Raw genomic sequence first — 15,680 nt, 5'->3', positions numbered from 1 at the left:
TTGCCGACCGACTTACAAAGGGGCACCGCCTCCGTCCGCCATGCGCGCGGACGAACTCGACCCCGAACTGGCGGCCGTCGTCGACGAGATCGAGGCGCTCGGGCTCCCCGAGTGGCACGCCCTCTCCGTCGGCGCCGCGAGGCGCGTCGAGGACGAGGTGTTCTCCGGCGACCCGGAGCCCGCCGTCGCCGACGTCAGGGACCTCGCGTTCGACGGTCCCCACGGCGAACTGCCGGTGCGGGTGTACCGACCCGAGGCGGCCCTCGACGGATCGACGCCGCCCGCCCGCACCCTCGTCCACTTCCACGGCGGGGGCTGGACGCTCGGCACCCTCGACTCCATCGACGGTCCGTGTCGCGAGCTGGCGACTCGCACGGGGGCGGTCGTCGTCTCCGTCGACTACCGGCTCGCGCCCGAACACCCCTTCCCCGTCGCCGTCGACGAGGCGGCCGCGGCCGTGGAGTGGGTCGCGGACAACGCGGCGGCGGTCGGCGGCGACCCCGACCGGCTCGGCGTCTCCGGCACCAGCGCCGGGGCGACGCTCGCGCTCGCGGCCTGTCTGCACCGTCGGGAACTGGGCGACAGCGCCGTCGACGTCGCCGGCCAGTTCCTCCTCTACCCGATCGCGGGCGACGACTTCGAGACCGACTCGTACCGCGAGAACGCCGACGGCCCCTTGCTCACCCGCGCGGACATGCGGTGGTTCTACGACCGGTACCTCCGGAGCCCCGTGGACGCGCACAACCCGTTCGCGGTGCCCCTCCGCGCGGGCGACCTCGGCGGGCTTCCGCCCGCGACCGTCGTCACCGCCGGGTTCGATCCCCTCCGGGACGACGGGGCGGCGCTCGCGGAGCGGTTCGACGGTGAGGGGACGCCGGTCGAGCACCGCCACTACCCGGCGATGGCCCACGGGTTCTGCAGTCTCTCGGACCGCGTCGCCGTCGCGGAGGAAGCGCTGTCGGCCGTCGCCGGCGACGTCGAAGCGAGACTGTGACGTACGCGGTCGCTGGGAGACCGAGGACGCCCGGGGACCCCGGGAGAGGCCGTCGGCCGGTCGGTGGCCGCCGGGGTCAGACGAGGGGGATCAGCAGTTCCCAAGCCGCCGGCAGTGTCATCTGGAGGAGTCCACCGCCGGCCCCCAACGCGACGAGACCCAATGCGATCGACGCGGCCGACCCGTCTTCGTCCCCGACGTAGAACCGATACAAGAGCAGCGAGCCGGCGGCTTGCACGGTGAAAGCGCCGACCAACGCCCCGAGAGAGAGGAGCACCGGGTCGGACTGGATCGAGAACAGGGGGTACGGTGTCCTCGGTCGTATCGCGTTCGTTAGGAGTCCCCCGACGACGAAGTACAGCAGGAGACCGCCGCCGAACACCGCGGCCCCTTCGACGCCGACCTCCACGGACAGCCGGAGTGCCTCTTCCACGAGCGTCGTCCGTTCGTCCGCTCTCAGATGATTGATGAACATGTGAACACCGCCGTCCGACCGCGAGGCCCGTAGCGTCTCGTCTCGCTCGGGGCGCGGGCGCGGCGTCCGGGGAGCGAGCGAAACGATCCACAGGTGTCGAATCGTCGCCGAAACCACAAAAATATTACTGTATTGCTTTTTACCGAAAAAACCGTCTCTCTGTTGAGGATACCGAAGAAATAACCCTTTGCAAAATGGAGATGGCGTAATGAGCGAAGGAGACCTGAAACGGGACCTCGGCCTGTACTCGGCGGTGACGCTGAGCATGGGCGCGATGATCGGTGGCGGGATCTTCGTGCTCCCCGCGGTCGGATTTAAGAAGGCGGGGCCGGCGGTCATCGTCGCCTACCTGTTGGCCGGGCTGATCGTCCTTCCGAACGCACTCTCGAAGGCGGAGATGGCGACGGCGATGCCGGAAGACGGCGGTACGTATCTCTACATCGATCGCGCCATGGGCCCGCTGTTCGGCACGGTCGCGGGTATCGGTGTCTGGTTTTCGCTCGTGTTCAAGAGCGCGTTCGCGCTTGTCGGCCTCGGTGCGTACCTGCTGCTACTCGTGAACGTCCCGGCGACCCTCGTGAAGGCGGTCGCGCTCGGCCTCGGTGGAGTCGTTATTCTACTCAACATGTTCGGGACAGAAAAGAGCGGTCAGGTGCAGGGCGTCCTCGTGAGCCTCGTCGTCCTCGTGCTCGGCGCATACGTCGTCGGCGGAGTCGGGCTCTCGAACCCGGTTCAGTATTCGCCGTTCGTCAGCCACGGACTCGGTGGGATCGCCACTGCCACCGCCTTCGTCTTCGTCTCGTACGCCGGGATCGGGGAAGTCGCCTCCGTCGCGGAGGAGATCAGCGACCCCGGACGGAACATCCCGCGCGCGATGCTCATCTCTATCGGGGTGATGTTGGCCGTTTACACCGCCGTCGTGGGCGTAATCGTCGGCGTCGTCCCGGCAGATACCCTCGTTCACGGTGGTCCGACCGGCGGCACCTCCCTGACCCCGATGGCCGACGGCGCCGAGCGAGTGTTCGGAGGTGCGGGCGTGACGGTCGTCGCCGTCACCGCCGTGCTTGCACTCACCAGCATGGCGAACGCGGGCGTCTTGGGGACGTCGCGGTTCCTCCTCGCGATGAGCCGTGATTCGCTACTGCCCGAGCGGATCGGGCGGATCAGTCCACGGTTTCTGACGCCGGTGAACGCCGTGCTCGTGACCGGTGGGGTGTTGCTCACGCTCATCGCCTTCGTCCCGGTCGTGGACCTCGCGAAGCTGGCTAGCGCCTTTCTCATCCTCGTGTTCTCCTTGGAGAACGTCTCCGTGATCGTCTTCCGGGAGGTCGGCGGCGATTTCTACGACCCGGAGTTCCGCTCTCCCGGCTACCCCGTGGTACAGGTCCTCGGCGTGATCGGCGGCGTTCTGTTGATCGCCCAGATGGGGCTGATTTCCGTCGTCGGCGCCGTCGGGATCAGCGCGGGAAGTGCCGTCTGGTATCTCGCGTACGCACGCTCGCGAACCGACCGTACCGGCGCGCTGGGGACGTACTTCGACCGCGAACCGGACGCGTCGGAACCGTTGGACGAGGCCGCGGCCGTCTCGAAACGGGAAGAGGAGTGAGGGGTCGCGACGAGCGGGGCGCTCGCCGTTGCCCGGCCCGAACCCGTCGAAATGGGAATCGTTAGTAGACCGTCCGAGCGAGTGACATGGCGGGACGCTACGGTGAGTTGGACTACTCGAAAGCCACCAAGCGGAGTGTGCTGCTCGGAGTCTGTCTGTTCCTGACCGGCGCGGTCGGGAAGGCGATCATCCACGCGGGCGGGCTGCAGGTACCCGGATGGGAGGAGACCCTGCTGCTCGATCTGGAGTTCCTCGGGACGGCGGTCGCGCTTCTCTCACCGTTCGTGTTCGGGATCCTCCTCCCGCTTACCGGGTAGCGTGACGGCCGCGTCGGAGGGGCCGCGGCGTCGCCGGCTCGAGACTCGTCGCCTTCCGCCGGTGTCGTCGGGGTCGCCTCACTCCTCGACCGTCGTCTTCACGATGCTGACCGGGGCGGTCGACCGACGCGAGACGCGCTCGGTGACGGAGCCGAGCATCCGCCGGTAGTCGCCGGAGCGCGTCTTCGAGCCCATCACCGTCAGGTCGATGTCCTCCCTGTCGGCGTACCGGAGGATCTCCTCGTGGGGGACGCCGTACACCAAGTCGGTGACGACGTCGACGCCGGCGTCGCCGGCGTGGGCCGCCACCTCGTCGAGCGCCTGGCGACCGCGCTCCTCTAGCGTCTCCTCGGCGCCTTCCGAGCCGTCGACGAACTCGTCGCCGGAGTAGGCGTTGATCACGTCGCTGTCGACGACGTACAGCACGTGCAAGGTCGCGTCGTATCGGTCAGCGGCGTCGACGGCGTGGTCGATCGCGCGGTCGACGCCCTCGCTGCCGTCCGTGGGGAGTAGGATGCGGTCGTACATACGCGGCGATTCGCGGCGTCATCGAATAAATTGGTCGCCGTTTCCCGAACGGTTAACACGCTGCCACCCGCCGAACTCTCCATGACAGCGGCCGCGGATCGACTGTTCGTGAACGGAGAGGTCCACACGCTCGCGGCGCCCGACGAGACCCACGAGGCGGTCGCGGTCCGCGACGGGGCGATCGTTCGCCTCGGCAGCACCCGCGAGGTCGAGTTCCTCGAAGGGGTCGACACCGACGTCGTCGACCTCGGCGGGCGCGTCCTCCTCCCGGGCTTCGTCGACGCGCACACCCACCTGACGACGGTCGGGCGCTACCTCGTCCACGCGGACCTCTCGGCCGCCGACTCCCCGGACGAGGCGGTCGACCTGCTGGCGGAACGGGCGGCCGAGGTGGAGGCGGAGTCCGGCTCCGACGCCCCCGCCGACCCCGTCCTCGGCTACGGCTACGACGAGTCGACGTGGGCGGAGGACCGCTACCTGACGCGGGCGGACCTCGACCGCGTCTCGACGGAGCGACCCGTGGCCGCGTTCCGCGAGGACATGCACGTCGCCGCGGTCAACGGGGTCGCCCTCGACCGGTTCGCCGACGCGCTCGCCGCGGCCCCCGACGAGACGGTGCCGACCGACGCGGACGGAGAGCCGACCGGCGTCCTGTTAGAGAGCGCTATCGACCCGATCTACGAGGCGATCGAGCCCGGACCGGCCGAGACCCGGGAGATCGTCGAGGCCGCGCTCGCCGACTGCGCCGCGAAGGGGATCACCGGCTTCCACGACATGGTGCGGAACTCCCACGCGCCGCGGGCCTACCGCGATCTGGAGGCCGAGGACGAACTGACCGCGCGCGTCCGGATCAACTACTGGAGCGACCACCTCGACGCGCTCCGCGAGGTCGGCCTCGGAACGAACGACGGGAGCGACACGGTCCGGGCGGGCGCGATCAAGTCGTACACGGACGGGAGCTTCGGCGGCCGGACCGCTCGACTCTCGGAGCCGTACGCGGACGCCCCGGACGAGACCGGGCAGTGGGTCGTCGACCCCCCGGAGCTGTCCGAGACGGTGGCCGCGGCGACCGCGGCCGGCTACCAGTTCACCGCCCACGCCATCGGCGACGAGGCGGTCGACGCCGTCCTCGACGCCTACGAGGGTGCCTCCGAGACCGACCCCGGCGAGGCGCGCCACCGGATCGAGCACGTCGAACTCGCCGACGACGAGGCGATCGACCGGCTCGCGGCGTCGGGTGTCGTCGCCAGCGTCCAGCCGAACTTCCTCAAGTGGGCGGGCGAGGACGGGCTCTACGAGACCCGACTCGGGCCGGAACGGACCGCCGAGACGAACCGCTACCGCGACATGCTCGACGCCGGCGTGGCCCTCGCGTTCGGTTCGGACGGGATGCCGATGGACCCCCTCCTCGGCGTCCACCACGCGGTCAACGCCCCCGCGGAGGCGCAGCGGCTGACGGTGACCGAGGCGCTGCGCGCGTACACCCGCGGCGCGGCCTACGCTGGCTTCGACGAGGACCGGCTCGGCACGGTCGCGGTCGGCAAGCGCGCCGACCTCGTCGCGCTCGACGCGTCGCCGTGGGAGGCGTCGGACGCGATCCGAGACGTCGGCGTCGCGATGACGGTCGTCGACGGCGAGGTCGTGTACGACGGGCGCTGAACTGACGACCGGCCCGACGCCAGACGGCGGTCGCGGCGCGGTCCCCGGTCCGATCTCGTTCTGCTCCGCGGTGACTGCTGAGCGCGCGGGACGCGACGGGCGGACTCGTCGTCGCGGACGGCGGCCCGTTCGTGAGCGACGCCGCTCCGCCCGCGAGCGGCGACGCCCTCGTTCGAAGGTTGTTCCTCACGAAACCCACGACGAAGGAATCGAAACCGTTGACGGCCAATTTGAAGAAAAAATTTATACAAAACGAGCCATTGAATCTGATACTTCGCAGAGAGAACGATCGAATGCCAACACTCGAATCAACAGACATCGATACGGAGCTGAGTCTCTTCAAATACGACGGGCTCGAACCGCTTCCGGCGGAGTACCGGAAACTCGGGCCCGACGAGCGGGCGTCCAGGCTCGACGCCGCGCGCGACGCGCTCGGCGATGACGTCGTCGTCCTCGGCCACAACTACCAGCGCGAGGAAATCGTCGAGAACGCGGACTTCGTCGGCGACTCGTATCAGCTCTCGACGCGAGCGGCCGAGACGGACGCGAGTAACGTCGTCTTCGGCGGCGTGACGTTCATGGCCGAGTCGGCCGATATCGTCACCGACGAGGATCAGACGGTCCACCTGCCGTCGATGGAGGCCTCCTGCCCGATGGCCGGCATGGCCGAGGCGTTACAGGTCGACGCCGCGTGGAAGGAGCTGACCGCGGCGGCGGGCGACAGGGAAGTCGTCCCCGTGACGTACATGAACTCGTACGCCGACCTGAAGGCGTTCTGCGCGGACCACGGGGGTCTCGTTTGCACCTCTTCGAACGCCGCGGACGCCTTCGAGTGGGCCCTCGACCGGGGCGACGCGGTGCTGTTCCTCCCGGACAAGCACCTCGGGTTCAACACCGCCGTCGACCTCGGGCTCGACGACTCGACGACCGTCTGGGACCCGTGGGACCCGGCGGGACAGGACGCCGACGCCGTCGCCGACAGCGACGTGATCCTCTGGGAGGGGTACTGCCAGGTCCACGAGCGCTTCCGGCCGCGCCACGTCGACGAGGTCCGCGAGGCGCACCCCGACGCCGAGGTCGTCGTCCACCCGGAGTGCCGCCACGAGGTCGTCGAGGCCGCGGACACCGTCGGCTCGACGGCGACGATCCGAGAGACCGTCGCGTCCGCCGACCCGGGCGAGACGGTCGCCATCGGGACGGAAATCCACCTCGCGAAGCACCTCGACCGGTGGCACCCGGAAGTCGAAGTGGTTCCGCTCTGCGGCGACGCCTGCATGGACTGCAACGCGATGCGCCAGATCGACCCGAACTATCTGCTCTGGATCCTCGAAGAGCTCGTCGCGGGACGCGAGCGGAACGTGATCGAGGTCGCGTCGGCCGAGCGGGAGTCGGCGGCGACCGCGCTCGACCGCATGCTGGAGCTATGACCGGGGCGGCGACCGCGCCGCCGAACGGCGCACGGACGGACGTCCTGGTGGTCGGCGCCGGCGTCGCCGGGTGCGCGGCGGCGCTGGCCGCGGCCCGGACCGGCGCCGAGGTGACGGTGGTGACCAAGGCGAGCCGCCCGGCCGACGCCAACACGTACTGGGCGCAGGGCGGCGTGGCGGTCGCCACCGAGGACTCGGCGTCGTTCCGACGCGACGTCCTCGCGGCCGCAGACGGCGAGGCGGACCCGGAAGCGGTCGAGGCGCTCGTGAGCGAGAGTCGGGACGCGGTCGCCGACGTGCTCGTTGACACGCTCGGCGTCCCGTTCGACCGCGCGGAGGACCGGACCGGGACCGCGGACCCCGCCGACGCGCGTCTCGACGCGCTCGCCCGCTGTCGCGAGGGGGGTCACTCCGCGGACCGGATCGTTCACGTCGACGCCTCGACCGGAGCGCACCTCCTCCCGCCGTTTCTCGACTACCTCGACGGGCTCGCCGGGGTCCGTCTGCTGCAGGACACGGCGGTCCTCGACCTGCTCGGCAACGGCGCGGGCGTCGACGGCGCGCTGCTCGAACGCGGCGGTGAAACGGGAACGGTCGCGGCCGGCTCGACGGTCCTCGCCACCGGTGGTATCGGCGCCTGCTACGGCACGTCGACGAACCCGGACGGAGCGACCGGCGACGGGATCGCCATGGCGGCGCTCGCGGGCGCGACGGTCGCGGACGCGGCGTACGTCCAGTTCCACCCCACGGCGTTTCCCGGGGGCGAGGCCGCCGAGGCCGCTGACGTCGACGGCGACGCCGATCCGTTCCTCGTGAGCGAGGCCGTCAGAGGGGCCGGCGCCGTCCTCCGCAACGCGGACGGCGAGCGGTTCATGCCGGCGGTCCACGAGGACGCCGAACTCGCGCCGCGCGACGTCGTCGCACGCGCGGTCGCGGACGAACGCCGAGAGACCGGATCCGTCGTCCTCGACGTCGACGGGATCGGCTTCGCGGACCGGTTCCCGGACTTGGCGTCGATGTGCGCCGAGCGCGGCCTCGACCCGTCTACCGGGATCCCCGTCGCGCCGGCGCAACACTTCCTCTGTGGCGGCGTGGCGGTCGACGAGCGCGGACGGGCCTCGATCGACCGGCTGTTCGCCGTCGGCGAGTGTTCGCGGACCGGCGTCCACGGCGCCAACCGGTTGGCCTCCACGGGCCTGCTGGAGGGGCTCGTCTGGGGACTTCGTGCCGGCGAGACGGCCGCGGCCGAGAGCGACCCACCGGGAGCGGCTCTCTCAGTCCCCGACCTGCCGTCCGACGACCCGGAGTTGCCGACGTCGTTCGAGGCGGCGAAGTTCGATCGGCTCCGCCGAACGATGGACGAGCGATTGGGCGTCGAGCGGACCCGCTCGGGGGTCCGGAACGCGGCGGCCTCGCTGCGTCGACTGAAGGGCGAGGTCGACGCGTACGCGCGGACGCGCCGTAGCCGAGAGCTCTCGGAGCTGCGAAACGCCGTGGTCTGCGGACTGCTCATCGCGCGCGACGCCGCCGAGTCGCCCTCGGCGGGGTGTCACCGTCTGGTCGACGGCGGCGTCGCCGAAACCGATGGGGCCCCGAGATCCGACGGCGGTCGGTCGGGGTCGACCGGGGTCCGCGGTCCGCGAGGGGGTGACGAAGGGTGTTGACCGAGGCGACGATCGAGTCGTGGCTGCGGGAGGATCTCGGCCACCACGACGTGACGAACGACGTGCCGGGGGAGGCGGCCGGTCGTCTCGTCGCCACGGAAGCCGGCGTGGCGGCGGGGATCGAGGCGGCCGCGTCCGTGTTTGAGACCTCGGGCGTCGACGCCGAGCCGCTCGTCGAGTCAGGCGCCGGCGTGGCGGCAGGCGAGGCCGTCTTGTCGGTCTCCGGGCCGGCTCGGGGAGTTCTCCGCGCGGAGCGGGTCGCGGTCAACGTCGCCGGTCACGCCTCGGGCGTCGCCACGCGAACCAGCGAGGCGGTTCGCCTCGCGAGAGCGGCGACCGACGACCCGCCGACGGTGGCGGCGACCCGAAAGACCACGCCCGGGCTCCGCGGCGTCGAGAAGCGAGCGGTCGCGGCCGGCGGCGGCGACACCCACCGACTCGATCTGTCGCATATGGTCATGGTGAAGGACAATCACATCGCCGAGCTGGGCTTGGAAACCGCGGTAGAGCGGTTCCGCGAACGGTCCTCGTTCGCCACGAACGTGGAAGTCGAGGCCGAGTCGCCTCAGACGGCGGCTCGCGCCGCCGACGCGGGGGCCGACGTCGTTCTCCTCGACAACATGAGCCCGGCGACGATGCGGCGGGCCGTCGATCGCGTCCCGGAGGGCGTCCTCACTGAGGCAAGCGGCGGGATCGGACTCGACGACATCGGGGAATACGCGACGACCGGTGTCGACGTCGTGTCGCTCGGAGCGCTCACCCACAGCGCGCCCGCGCTGGACTACTCGTTTCGAACCGACGGGGACGCGAGTCCGACGTAGCCGCAAGCCCTGCCAGAAAACAGTAGTTATTAATCATGTAGTTCCTAGACGAGGGTATGGCAGAGATAGCCATCGAGTACGCGGCCGGCAGCCGCCTCCAGCCGGAGGCGGAGACGGCGCGACGACTGATCGACTCCTACCTCGGCGACCGCCCCGACGTCGACGGGGTCACCCTCTCGCCCTCCACCGATTCGGTATTCTGCGTCAGCGTCGAGGGCGATCGGATCTGGTGTACGGATCCGCGCGAGTGGATCGACGCGATGGCGGCCGTCACGGCGGCCCGCCGCCGGCTCTCCGAGCTGTCGTAGGCGGTCGGCGCCCGCGGCCGCTCGGAGCGGTCAGTCGCCGCCCGCCGCGTGGGCCCGGACGAACTCCCGGAGGAGCTTGCCGCCGACCGCCGCGGCCTGTCCGTCGTCGCGGTCGTTCACTTCGACGACGTCGAAGCCGTCGGCGCGAGCCGCGACGGCCCGGACGAGGTCGCGGGCCTCGCGGGGGACGAGCCCGAACGGCTCCATCGTCCCCGTCCCCGGCGCGAAGCCGGGGTCGAGCCCGTCGACGTCGACGGAACAGTACACCGACTCCCCCGCGAAGGGGTCGGAAGCGCCATCGCGGTCGTCTCCGGTGACCCCGTCGAGCCACGCGCGCGCTTCCTCGGGCGGCACGACCTCGACGTCGGTGTCGGCCGCGCGGTCCCACTCGGCCTCCGAGCCCGTGCGAGCCCCGACGATCACCGCCCGGTCGACGCCGAGGTCGTCGAGACACCGACGGGTGACGCAGGCGTGGCTCCAGGGGTTCCCGTCGTACGCGTCTCGAAGGTCGAGGTGTGCGTCGCAGACGACGAGGACGTCTGGATCGACCGCCTGGACGCCGGCGTAGGTGACGGTGTGTTCGCCGCCGACGAGGAGGGGGACGGCGTCGTCGAGCGCGACGCTCCGGAGCTCGGCGGCGAGGTGATCGAGGTACGCCTCGACGTCGTCCCACGTGGGGACGTCGCCGGCGTCGTGGACGTCGAGCGCGGAGAAGTAGCTGTCCGTCCTGCGGTCGTAGTCGTCGTACGTCTCTGCGAATCGCCGGACCCGGTCCGGTCCGAACCGGGCACCGGGCTGAAACGTGGTCGTGGCGTCGAGGGGAGCGCCGACAACCACGTAGGAAGCAGCCTCGCGGTCGGTCGTCGCTCCGGGGAACATGCCTCGACTACCCGACGACCTTGCGCTGACCCTCGTACTCGAGGTACTCGATGTTGTCGTCCGAGGAGAAGTCCTCGCCCTCGGGGATGCGCATCGTGAACGTCTCGTAGGTGTCGAGGTCCATGACCTGCGCGTCGTTCCCGGAGACGGAGACGACCTGTCCCTGCTTCCGCTGGATGATCGGGACCCAGACCTTCGCGTCGACCGGCTGAGAGAGCGAGCGCTTCCTGTCGTCGAAGACCCCCTTGCCCTCGACGCGCGCCTTGGCGCTCCCGTGTTTTCCGGGCTTTGCTGTGCTGTAGTGGTTGATCTTGCAGGGCGCACTGTCCATCATCACGTAGCTGCCCTCCTGGAGTTCGCGAACCTGCTTCTGCTCTCGCGGCATGCCCGCTACTTTTTTCGGGGCGGGTATAAACGGTTTGGAACGGCGCCGACGCCGGCGTTCGCCGCGGGTTCGCACCCCAGAACGAAGGGGTGCCGACCGCGGCTGCGAGCCGAGTTACGGATCCATCTCGTCGACGTACTCCTCCCGCTCGTCCTCGTCGTCCGCGTCCCCGTCCGGCGGGACGAACTGTCCGGTGAGAAGGTAGCTGGCGACGAAGAGACCGATGAACCCGACTCCGACCGCCGCGGTCGTCCGCACGACGAACGGGAAGTCGATCCACCAGAACGCGCGGTCGGCGATCGCCATGACGACGACGGCGACGAACAGCACCTTCTGCTCGTCGGTCGGGTCGCGGACGAAGCCGACCACGTCGTCTTTGATGTCGCTGAAAAAGCCCATCTCAGGCACCTCCCGCCGCGTCGACGTCCCCGCCTTCGGCGGTCGCCGTCTCGATCACGCGGCCCACCCGTTCCAACCCCTCCTCCAACTCCGACGTCGGCAGCCCGAACCCGATCCGGAAGCGGTCCGGGAAGCCGAACAGCCCGCCGGGCGCCAGCACGACGCTCTCCGTCTCGACGACGGTCCGGCAGAACGACTCGGCGTCGTCGAAGCCGTCGGGAACGGTGACGAACCCGTTGACGCCGACCGGGTCGTACCAGTCGAGGCCGTGGCGGTCCAGCCACTCCGCGACGATCGCGCGGTGCGTCTCCGCCAGTTCGCGGTTCTCCGCTAAAATCTTCGTCTCGCGCCGGCCGAGCGCCTGCTTCGCGACGTACTGGCCGAACAGCGACGGCGAGATGGTGGTGTAATCCTTCCACCGCCACGCGCGCTCGACGACCGCCTCGGGACCGGCGATCCAGCCGAACCGGAGCCCCGCGAGCCCGTACGCTTTCGTGAGGCTCGTCGTCGAGATTCCGTGGCGTCCGAAGCTCGCGACCGGGGGGTGCGGCTCCGCCGCGAGCAGTCGGTACACCTCGTCGCAGAGGAGGTACGCGTCGTGCTCGACGGCGACGTCGTAGACCGCCCGCATCGCCGCCTCGTCGTGGTACCGGCCGGTGGGGTTGTTGGGGTTGTTCACGACGATCACGGCGGTGTCGTCGCGGGCCGCGTCGGCGATCGCGTCCGGGTCGAGCCCCCACTCCGGCGGCTCCAGCTCGACGCGGGTCACGTCGCCGAACGCGTCCGGAACGGCGTGAAGCGCCTGATACGTGGGGGTGACGACGACCGCGTGGCACCCCGATCCGACGGCGGCGGAGTCGCCCGCCCCGTCGCTGCTCGGCGTCCCGTCGCCCACGCCCGCCTTGTCCCCGAGCAGCGAGAGGAACGTGAGGAAGTTCGCCTCCTGCGTCCCGCAGGTGAACAGCACCTCGTCGGCGCTCCGGCCGTACCGGTCGCCGACCGACGCGCGGAACTCCGGATCGCCGTTCGTCGGGATCACGTAGTCGAGTTTCCCCGGGTCCAGATCGAAGCGGCTCGCGTCGAGCGAGCGGATCCCGCTCTCGGCCAACATGATGTCGGCCTCGTGCTCGTACTCCGCGAACCAGCGTTCGAGGCCGAACGGGTCGATGCGCATACCCGACGTGGGAGTGGCGCGAGGTTAGTTGCTACGGTCCCTGACGGGGTGTCCGTCTCGAGCGGCTCCGCTCGAGCGGCAATCGCCGCCGTCGCCGCGCCTCCGTCCCCCGCACCGTCGGAATGACTTTCAGCCGTCGCCGCGACGGGACGCCATGATACTCTCTCGCTCTCGGGTCCTCGGCGCGCTCCTCGTCGCGACGGCCGCGATCGCGGCGTTCGTGCTGGCGGAGGTGCTCCGGACCGTCGTCTTCGCGATCACGTTCGCGTACGTCCTCTACCCGCTCCGGCAGCGACTCGTCGGTCGCGGGCTGTCGCGCCGGATCGCCTGCGCCGCGTCCACCGTCCTCGCCTTCCTCGCCGCCGCGCTCCTCGTGGTCCCGCTGCTGTACGTCCTGTACCGGCAGCGGTCCCGACTGATCGACCTGCTGGGACAGATCCCCGACGTCCTCGTCGTAGAGGCGCTGGGTCTCCGGTTCCCCATCGAGGCGGCGCCGGTGGTGTCGGCCGTCCGGATCGCGCTCCGAGACCTCGCGCTCGCGATCACCGCCGCGGCGCCGCGGCTCGCGCTCGAACTCATCGTGTTCACCATCCTCGTGTACGGGCTCCTCCTCCGGCCGGGCGCGGTCGGCACTGCCGTGTTCAAGATAGTACCCCCCGAGTACCGCGACATCCCGATGCGGCTGCACCGCCGGACGCGCACGACGCTGTACTCCATCTACATCCTCCAGGCGGCCACGGCCGCCGCGACATTCGTCCTCGCGCTCGCGCTGTTCGCGCTCCTCGGGTACCGCTCGCCGGTCCTGTTGGCCGTCATCGCCGGCGTCCTCCAGTTCGTTCCCGTCGTCGGGCCCAGCGTGCTCGTCGTCGCGCTGGGCACTGGCGACCTCCTGATCGGGGAGACGACGCGAGCGATCCTCGTGGTTGTCTTCGGGCTCGGCGTCGTCTCCTTCGTCCCGGACGCGGTGATCCGGACGCAGCTCGCCGACTGGACGGGGAAGATATCGCCCGGGCTCTACCTCGTCGGCTTCGTGGGGGGCATCCTCACCGTCGGCGCGGTCGGGATCATCGTCGGGCCGCTCGTCGTGTCGCTCCTGCTGGAGATCATCGAGATGCTCTCCGAAAACGGGGGCACGTCGACCCCGGTCGAGCCGGCGACTGGCGCGCCGAAGTGACCGGCGAGTGGCTTGCCCCCGGTCCCGACCGGACCGGTCGGCGGCCGGGCCACCGGCACGGCTTTCCCGCTCCCGACCCTCCTTTTGACAACCGATGTCCTCGACGGACCCGCCGTCCCAGACGGCCGCGCCCGCCGCGCTCGCGGACGCGCCTCACCTCTCGACGCGACGGCTCGACGACCTCGCGGATCGCGCGCGTCGCGCGGCGCCCGCGGATTCGCCAGCATCGACTGACTCGTCCGGCGACGGCGAACCGCCCGCGGACGGCGTCACGTCCGGCGAGAGCGACGCGCTCGACGTGTTCGCGCCGGCGACGACCGAGCGACTCGGCTCGGTCCCGGCCTGCGACGCGGCCGACGTCGCCGCCGCGGTCGAGCGCGCCCGGTCGGCGCAGGCAGAGTGGGAGGCAGTCCCCGCGACCGAGCGCGCGGCCCTCATCGACCGGTTCGGCGACCTCGTCTTGGAGCACCGCGAGGAGCTCCTCGACCTCCTCCAGCTGGAGACCGGGAAGTCCCGGCGGACCGCGGTCGAGGAGCTGTTCGACGTGCCGACCGGCTGCGACTACCTCGCGGACGAGGCGCCCGGCGCGCTCGCCGAGGAACGCCGGTGCGGGGTCATGCCCGGGTTCGCGACCGCGACGGTCACCTACGACCCGGTCGGCGTCGTCGGCGTCGTCTCGCCGTGGAACTACCCGCTGACGCTGTCGATGGCCGACGCGCTCCCGGCGCTCGCCGCGGGCAACGCGGTCGTGGTGAAACCCGACGAGAAGACGCCGTACGGGGCCCTCGCGCTCTCAGAGCTCCTGGAGGTCGCCGGGCTTCCCGACGACCTCTTCCAAGTCGTCACCGGCGAGGGGCCGACGGTCGGGCCCGCGCTGATCGACGCGGTCGACTACGTGGCGTTCACCGGGAGCACCGAGACGGGCCGGACCGTCGCCGAGCGCGCGGGCCGGAACCTGATCGACTGCTCGCTGGAGCTCGGCGGCAACAACCCGCTCGTCGTGCTCGACGACGCCGACGTCGACGAGGCGGCCCGCGGTGCGATCGACGCCTGCTTCTCGAACGCCGGGCAGCTCTGCCTCTCGGCCGAGCGGATATACGTCGAGGAGTCGGCCTACCGGCCGTTCCGCGACGCGTTCGTCCGCGAGACGGAGGCGCTCACGCTCGGCACGGGCTACGACTACGACGCGGACCTCGGCTCGCTGATCGACGCCGACCAGTTGGACCGCGTCCGGAGTCACGTGGACGAGGCCCGCGAGGCGGGCGCGACAGTCGAAACGGGCGGGCGTCACCGTCCGGACGTGGCGCCGTACTGCTACGAGCCGACCGTTCTGACGGGGGTCGAGCCCGACGCGACGGTCGCCTGCGAGGAGACGTTCGGACCGGTCGTCGTCGTGACGCCCGTCCCGGACGCGGCCGCCGCGGTCGCCGCCGCCAACGACTCGCCGTTCGGCCTCAACGCGAGCGTGTGGACCGGGGACCGCGAGCGCGGCGCGGCGGTCGCCCGCGAGATCGACTGCGGCACCGTCAACGTCAACGACGGCTTCCTCGCGACGTGGGGCGCGGCCGACGCGCCGATGGGCGGGTTCGGCGACTCGGGGCTCGGCCGCCGCCACGGTCCGGAGGGGATCCGGCGGTACACGGAGTCGCGGACGGTGGGGGTGTCCCGCGTCGGCCCGCTCGGCTTCCCAGACCGGATCCCGACCGACTGGTTCGTCCGCGGCGCGTTCGCCGCGACCGCGCTCGGCCGGAAGGCGAGTCGGGGCGTGCGACGGCTGAAAGCGCGGATCGGGCTGCGATAACCGGAGGGTATCGGGTCGGCGACGGCGCGGCGACCTGCGGATTCAAGACCGTCGCCCGCCACGTGAAAG

16 protein-coding genes are annotated in these 15,680 nt (G+C 70.7%); 10 read left to right on the top strand and 6 right to left on the bottom strand.

The genetic code is table 11. The features are described 5' to 3' along the window. Positions 1-40: 40 nt before the first annotated feature. Entirely contained in the window at positions 41-994 is a 954-nt protein-coding gene (locus DJ81_RS13820) for an alpha/beta hydrolase (RefSeq protein ID WP_094527497.1), read from the top strand. Between the two features lie 76 nt (positions 995-1,070). Here the strand turns inward: DJ81_RS13820 and DJ81_RS13815 are convergent, their stop codons facing one another. Continuing rightward, a complete protein-coding gene (locus DJ81_RS13815) occupies positions 1,071-1,427 on the bottom strand; it encodes a hypothetical protein (RefSeq protein ID WP_141212590.1) in 357 nt (118 codons plus the stop codon). A 250-nt stretch (positions 1,428-1,677) separates the two neighbouring features. On the opposite strand from DJ81_RS13815, the gene DJ81_RS13810 reads away from it, so the two are divergent. Further along, a complete protein-coding gene (locus DJ81_RS13810; protein ID WP_094522595.1) occupies positions 1,678-3,075 on the top strand; it encodes an APC family permease in 1,398 nt (465 codons plus the stop codon). A gap of 86 nt (positions 3,076-3,161) precedes the next feature. Continuing rightward, the gene (locus DJ81_RS13805; protein WP_094522597.1) at positions 3,162-3,392 is read left to right on the top strand and encodes a hypothetical protein; all 231 of its coding nucleotides are present in this window, start codon (positions 3,162-3,164) and stop codon (positions 3,390-3,392) included. Positions 3,393-3,470: 78 nt separating this feature from the next. On the opposite strand, the gene DJ81_RS13800 is transcribed toward DJ81_RS13805, so the two are convergent. Then, complete coding sequence (locus DJ81_RS13800; RefSeq protein ID WP_094522599.1) at positions 3,471-3,920, bottom strand: universal stress protein; 450 nt, start codon at positions 3,918-3,920, stop codon at positions 3,471-3,473. Between the two features lie 81 nt (positions 3,921-4,001). Here DJ81_RS13800 and DJ81_RS13795 point away from each other — a divergent pair, with 81 nt between their 5' ends. The 5 genes from DJ81_RS13795 (at position 4,002) to DJ81_RS13775 (ending at position 9,799) form a co-directional block, all read left to right on the top strand. Continuing rightward, a complete protein-coding gene (locus tag DJ81_RS13795; protein WP_094527498.1) occupies positions 4,002-5,579 on the top strand; it encodes an amidohydrolase in 1,578 nt (525 codons plus the stop codon). Positions 5,580-5,872: 293 nt separating this feature from the next. Then, entirely contained in the window at positions 5,873-7,006 is a 1,134-nt protein-coding gene (nadA, locus tag DJ81_RS13790; protein ID WP_094522603.1) for a quinolinate synthase NadA, read from the top strand. Further along, on the top strand, positions 7,003-8,670 hold the full coding sequence (locus tag DJ81_RS13785; protein ID WP_094590174.1) for an L-aspartate oxidase: 1,668 nt from the start codon (positions 7,003-7,005) through the stop codon (positions 8,668-8,670). The genes nadA and DJ81_RS13785 overlap by 4 nt, the downstream gene beginning before the upstream one ends. Beyond that, positions 8,664-9,491: a carboxylating nicotinate-nucleotide diphosphorylase gene (gene nadC / locus DJ81_RS13780; protein ID WP_094590172.1), complete on the top strand. Its 828-nt coding sequence runs from the start codon at positions 8,664-8,666 to the stop codon at positions 9,489-9,491. The genes DJ81_RS13785 and nadC overlap by 7 nt, the downstream gene beginning before the upstream one ends. A gap of 56 nt (positions 9,492-9,547) precedes the next feature. Beyond that, positions 9,548-9,799, top strand: a complete 252-nt coding sequence (locus tag DJ81_RS13775) for a hypothetical protein (protein ID WP_094522609.1) — start codon at positions 9,548-9,550, stop codon at positions 9,797-9,799. A 30-nt stretch (positions 9,800-9,829) separates the two neighbouring features. On the opposite strand, the gene DJ81_RS13770 is transcribed toward DJ81_RS13775, so the two are convergent. The 4 genes from DJ81_RS13770 to DJ81_RS13755 form a co-directional block, all read right to left on the bottom strand. Further along, positions 9,830-10,678: an agmatinase family protein gene (locus tag DJ81_RS13770; protein WP_094522611.1), complete on the bottom strand. Its 849-nt coding sequence runs from the start codon at positions 10,676-10,678 to the stop codon at positions 9,830-9,832. 7 nt (positions 10,679-10,685) lie between these two features. Then, positions 10,686-11,063, bottom strand: coding sequence for a translation initiation factor IF-5A (locus DJ81_RS13765; RefSeq protein WP_094522613.1), 378 nt, complete (start codon positions 11,061-11,063; stop codon positions 10,686-10,688). 114 nt (positions 11,064-11,177) lie between these two features. Next, positions 11,178-11,462, bottom strand: coding sequence for a hypothetical protein (locus DJ81_RS13760; RefSeq protein ID WP_094522615.1), 285 nt, complete (start codon positions 11,460-11,462; stop codon positions 11,178-11,180). A 1-nt stretch (position 11,463) separates the two neighbouring features. Further along, positions 11,464-12,636, bottom strand: coding sequence for an aminotransferase class I/II-fold pyridoxal phosphate-dependent enzyme (locus tag DJ81_RS13755; protein ID WP_094527502.1), 1,173 nt, complete (start codon positions 12,634-12,636; stop codon positions 11,464-11,466). Positions 12,637-12,790: 154 nt separating this feature from the next. Here DJ81_RS13755 and DJ81_RS13750 point away from each other — a divergent pair, with 154 nt between their 5' ends. Both DJ81_RS13750 and DJ81_RS13745 read left to right on the top strand, forming a co-directional pair. Next, positions 12,791-13,810: an AI-2E family transporter gene (locus tag DJ81_RS13750; protein WP_094590170.1), complete on the top strand. Its 1,020-nt coding sequence runs from the start codon at positions 12,791-12,793 to the stop codon at positions 13,808-13,810. Between the two features lie 94 nt (positions 13,811-13,904). Further along, complete coding sequence (locus DJ81_RS13745; RefSeq protein WP_094590168.1) at positions 13,905-15,611, top strand: succinic semialdehyde dehydrogenase; 1,707 nt, start codon at positions 13,905-13,907, stop codon at positions 15,609-15,611. Positions 15,612-15,680 lie beyond the last annotated feature (69 nt).

The organism is Halorubrum sp. Hd13, assembly GCF_002252755.1.
Classification (GTDB): Archaea; Halobacteriota; Halobacteria; order Halobacteriales; family Haloferacaceae; genus Halorubrum.
This window is presented reverse-complemented; position numbering and strand designations above follow the sequence as displayed.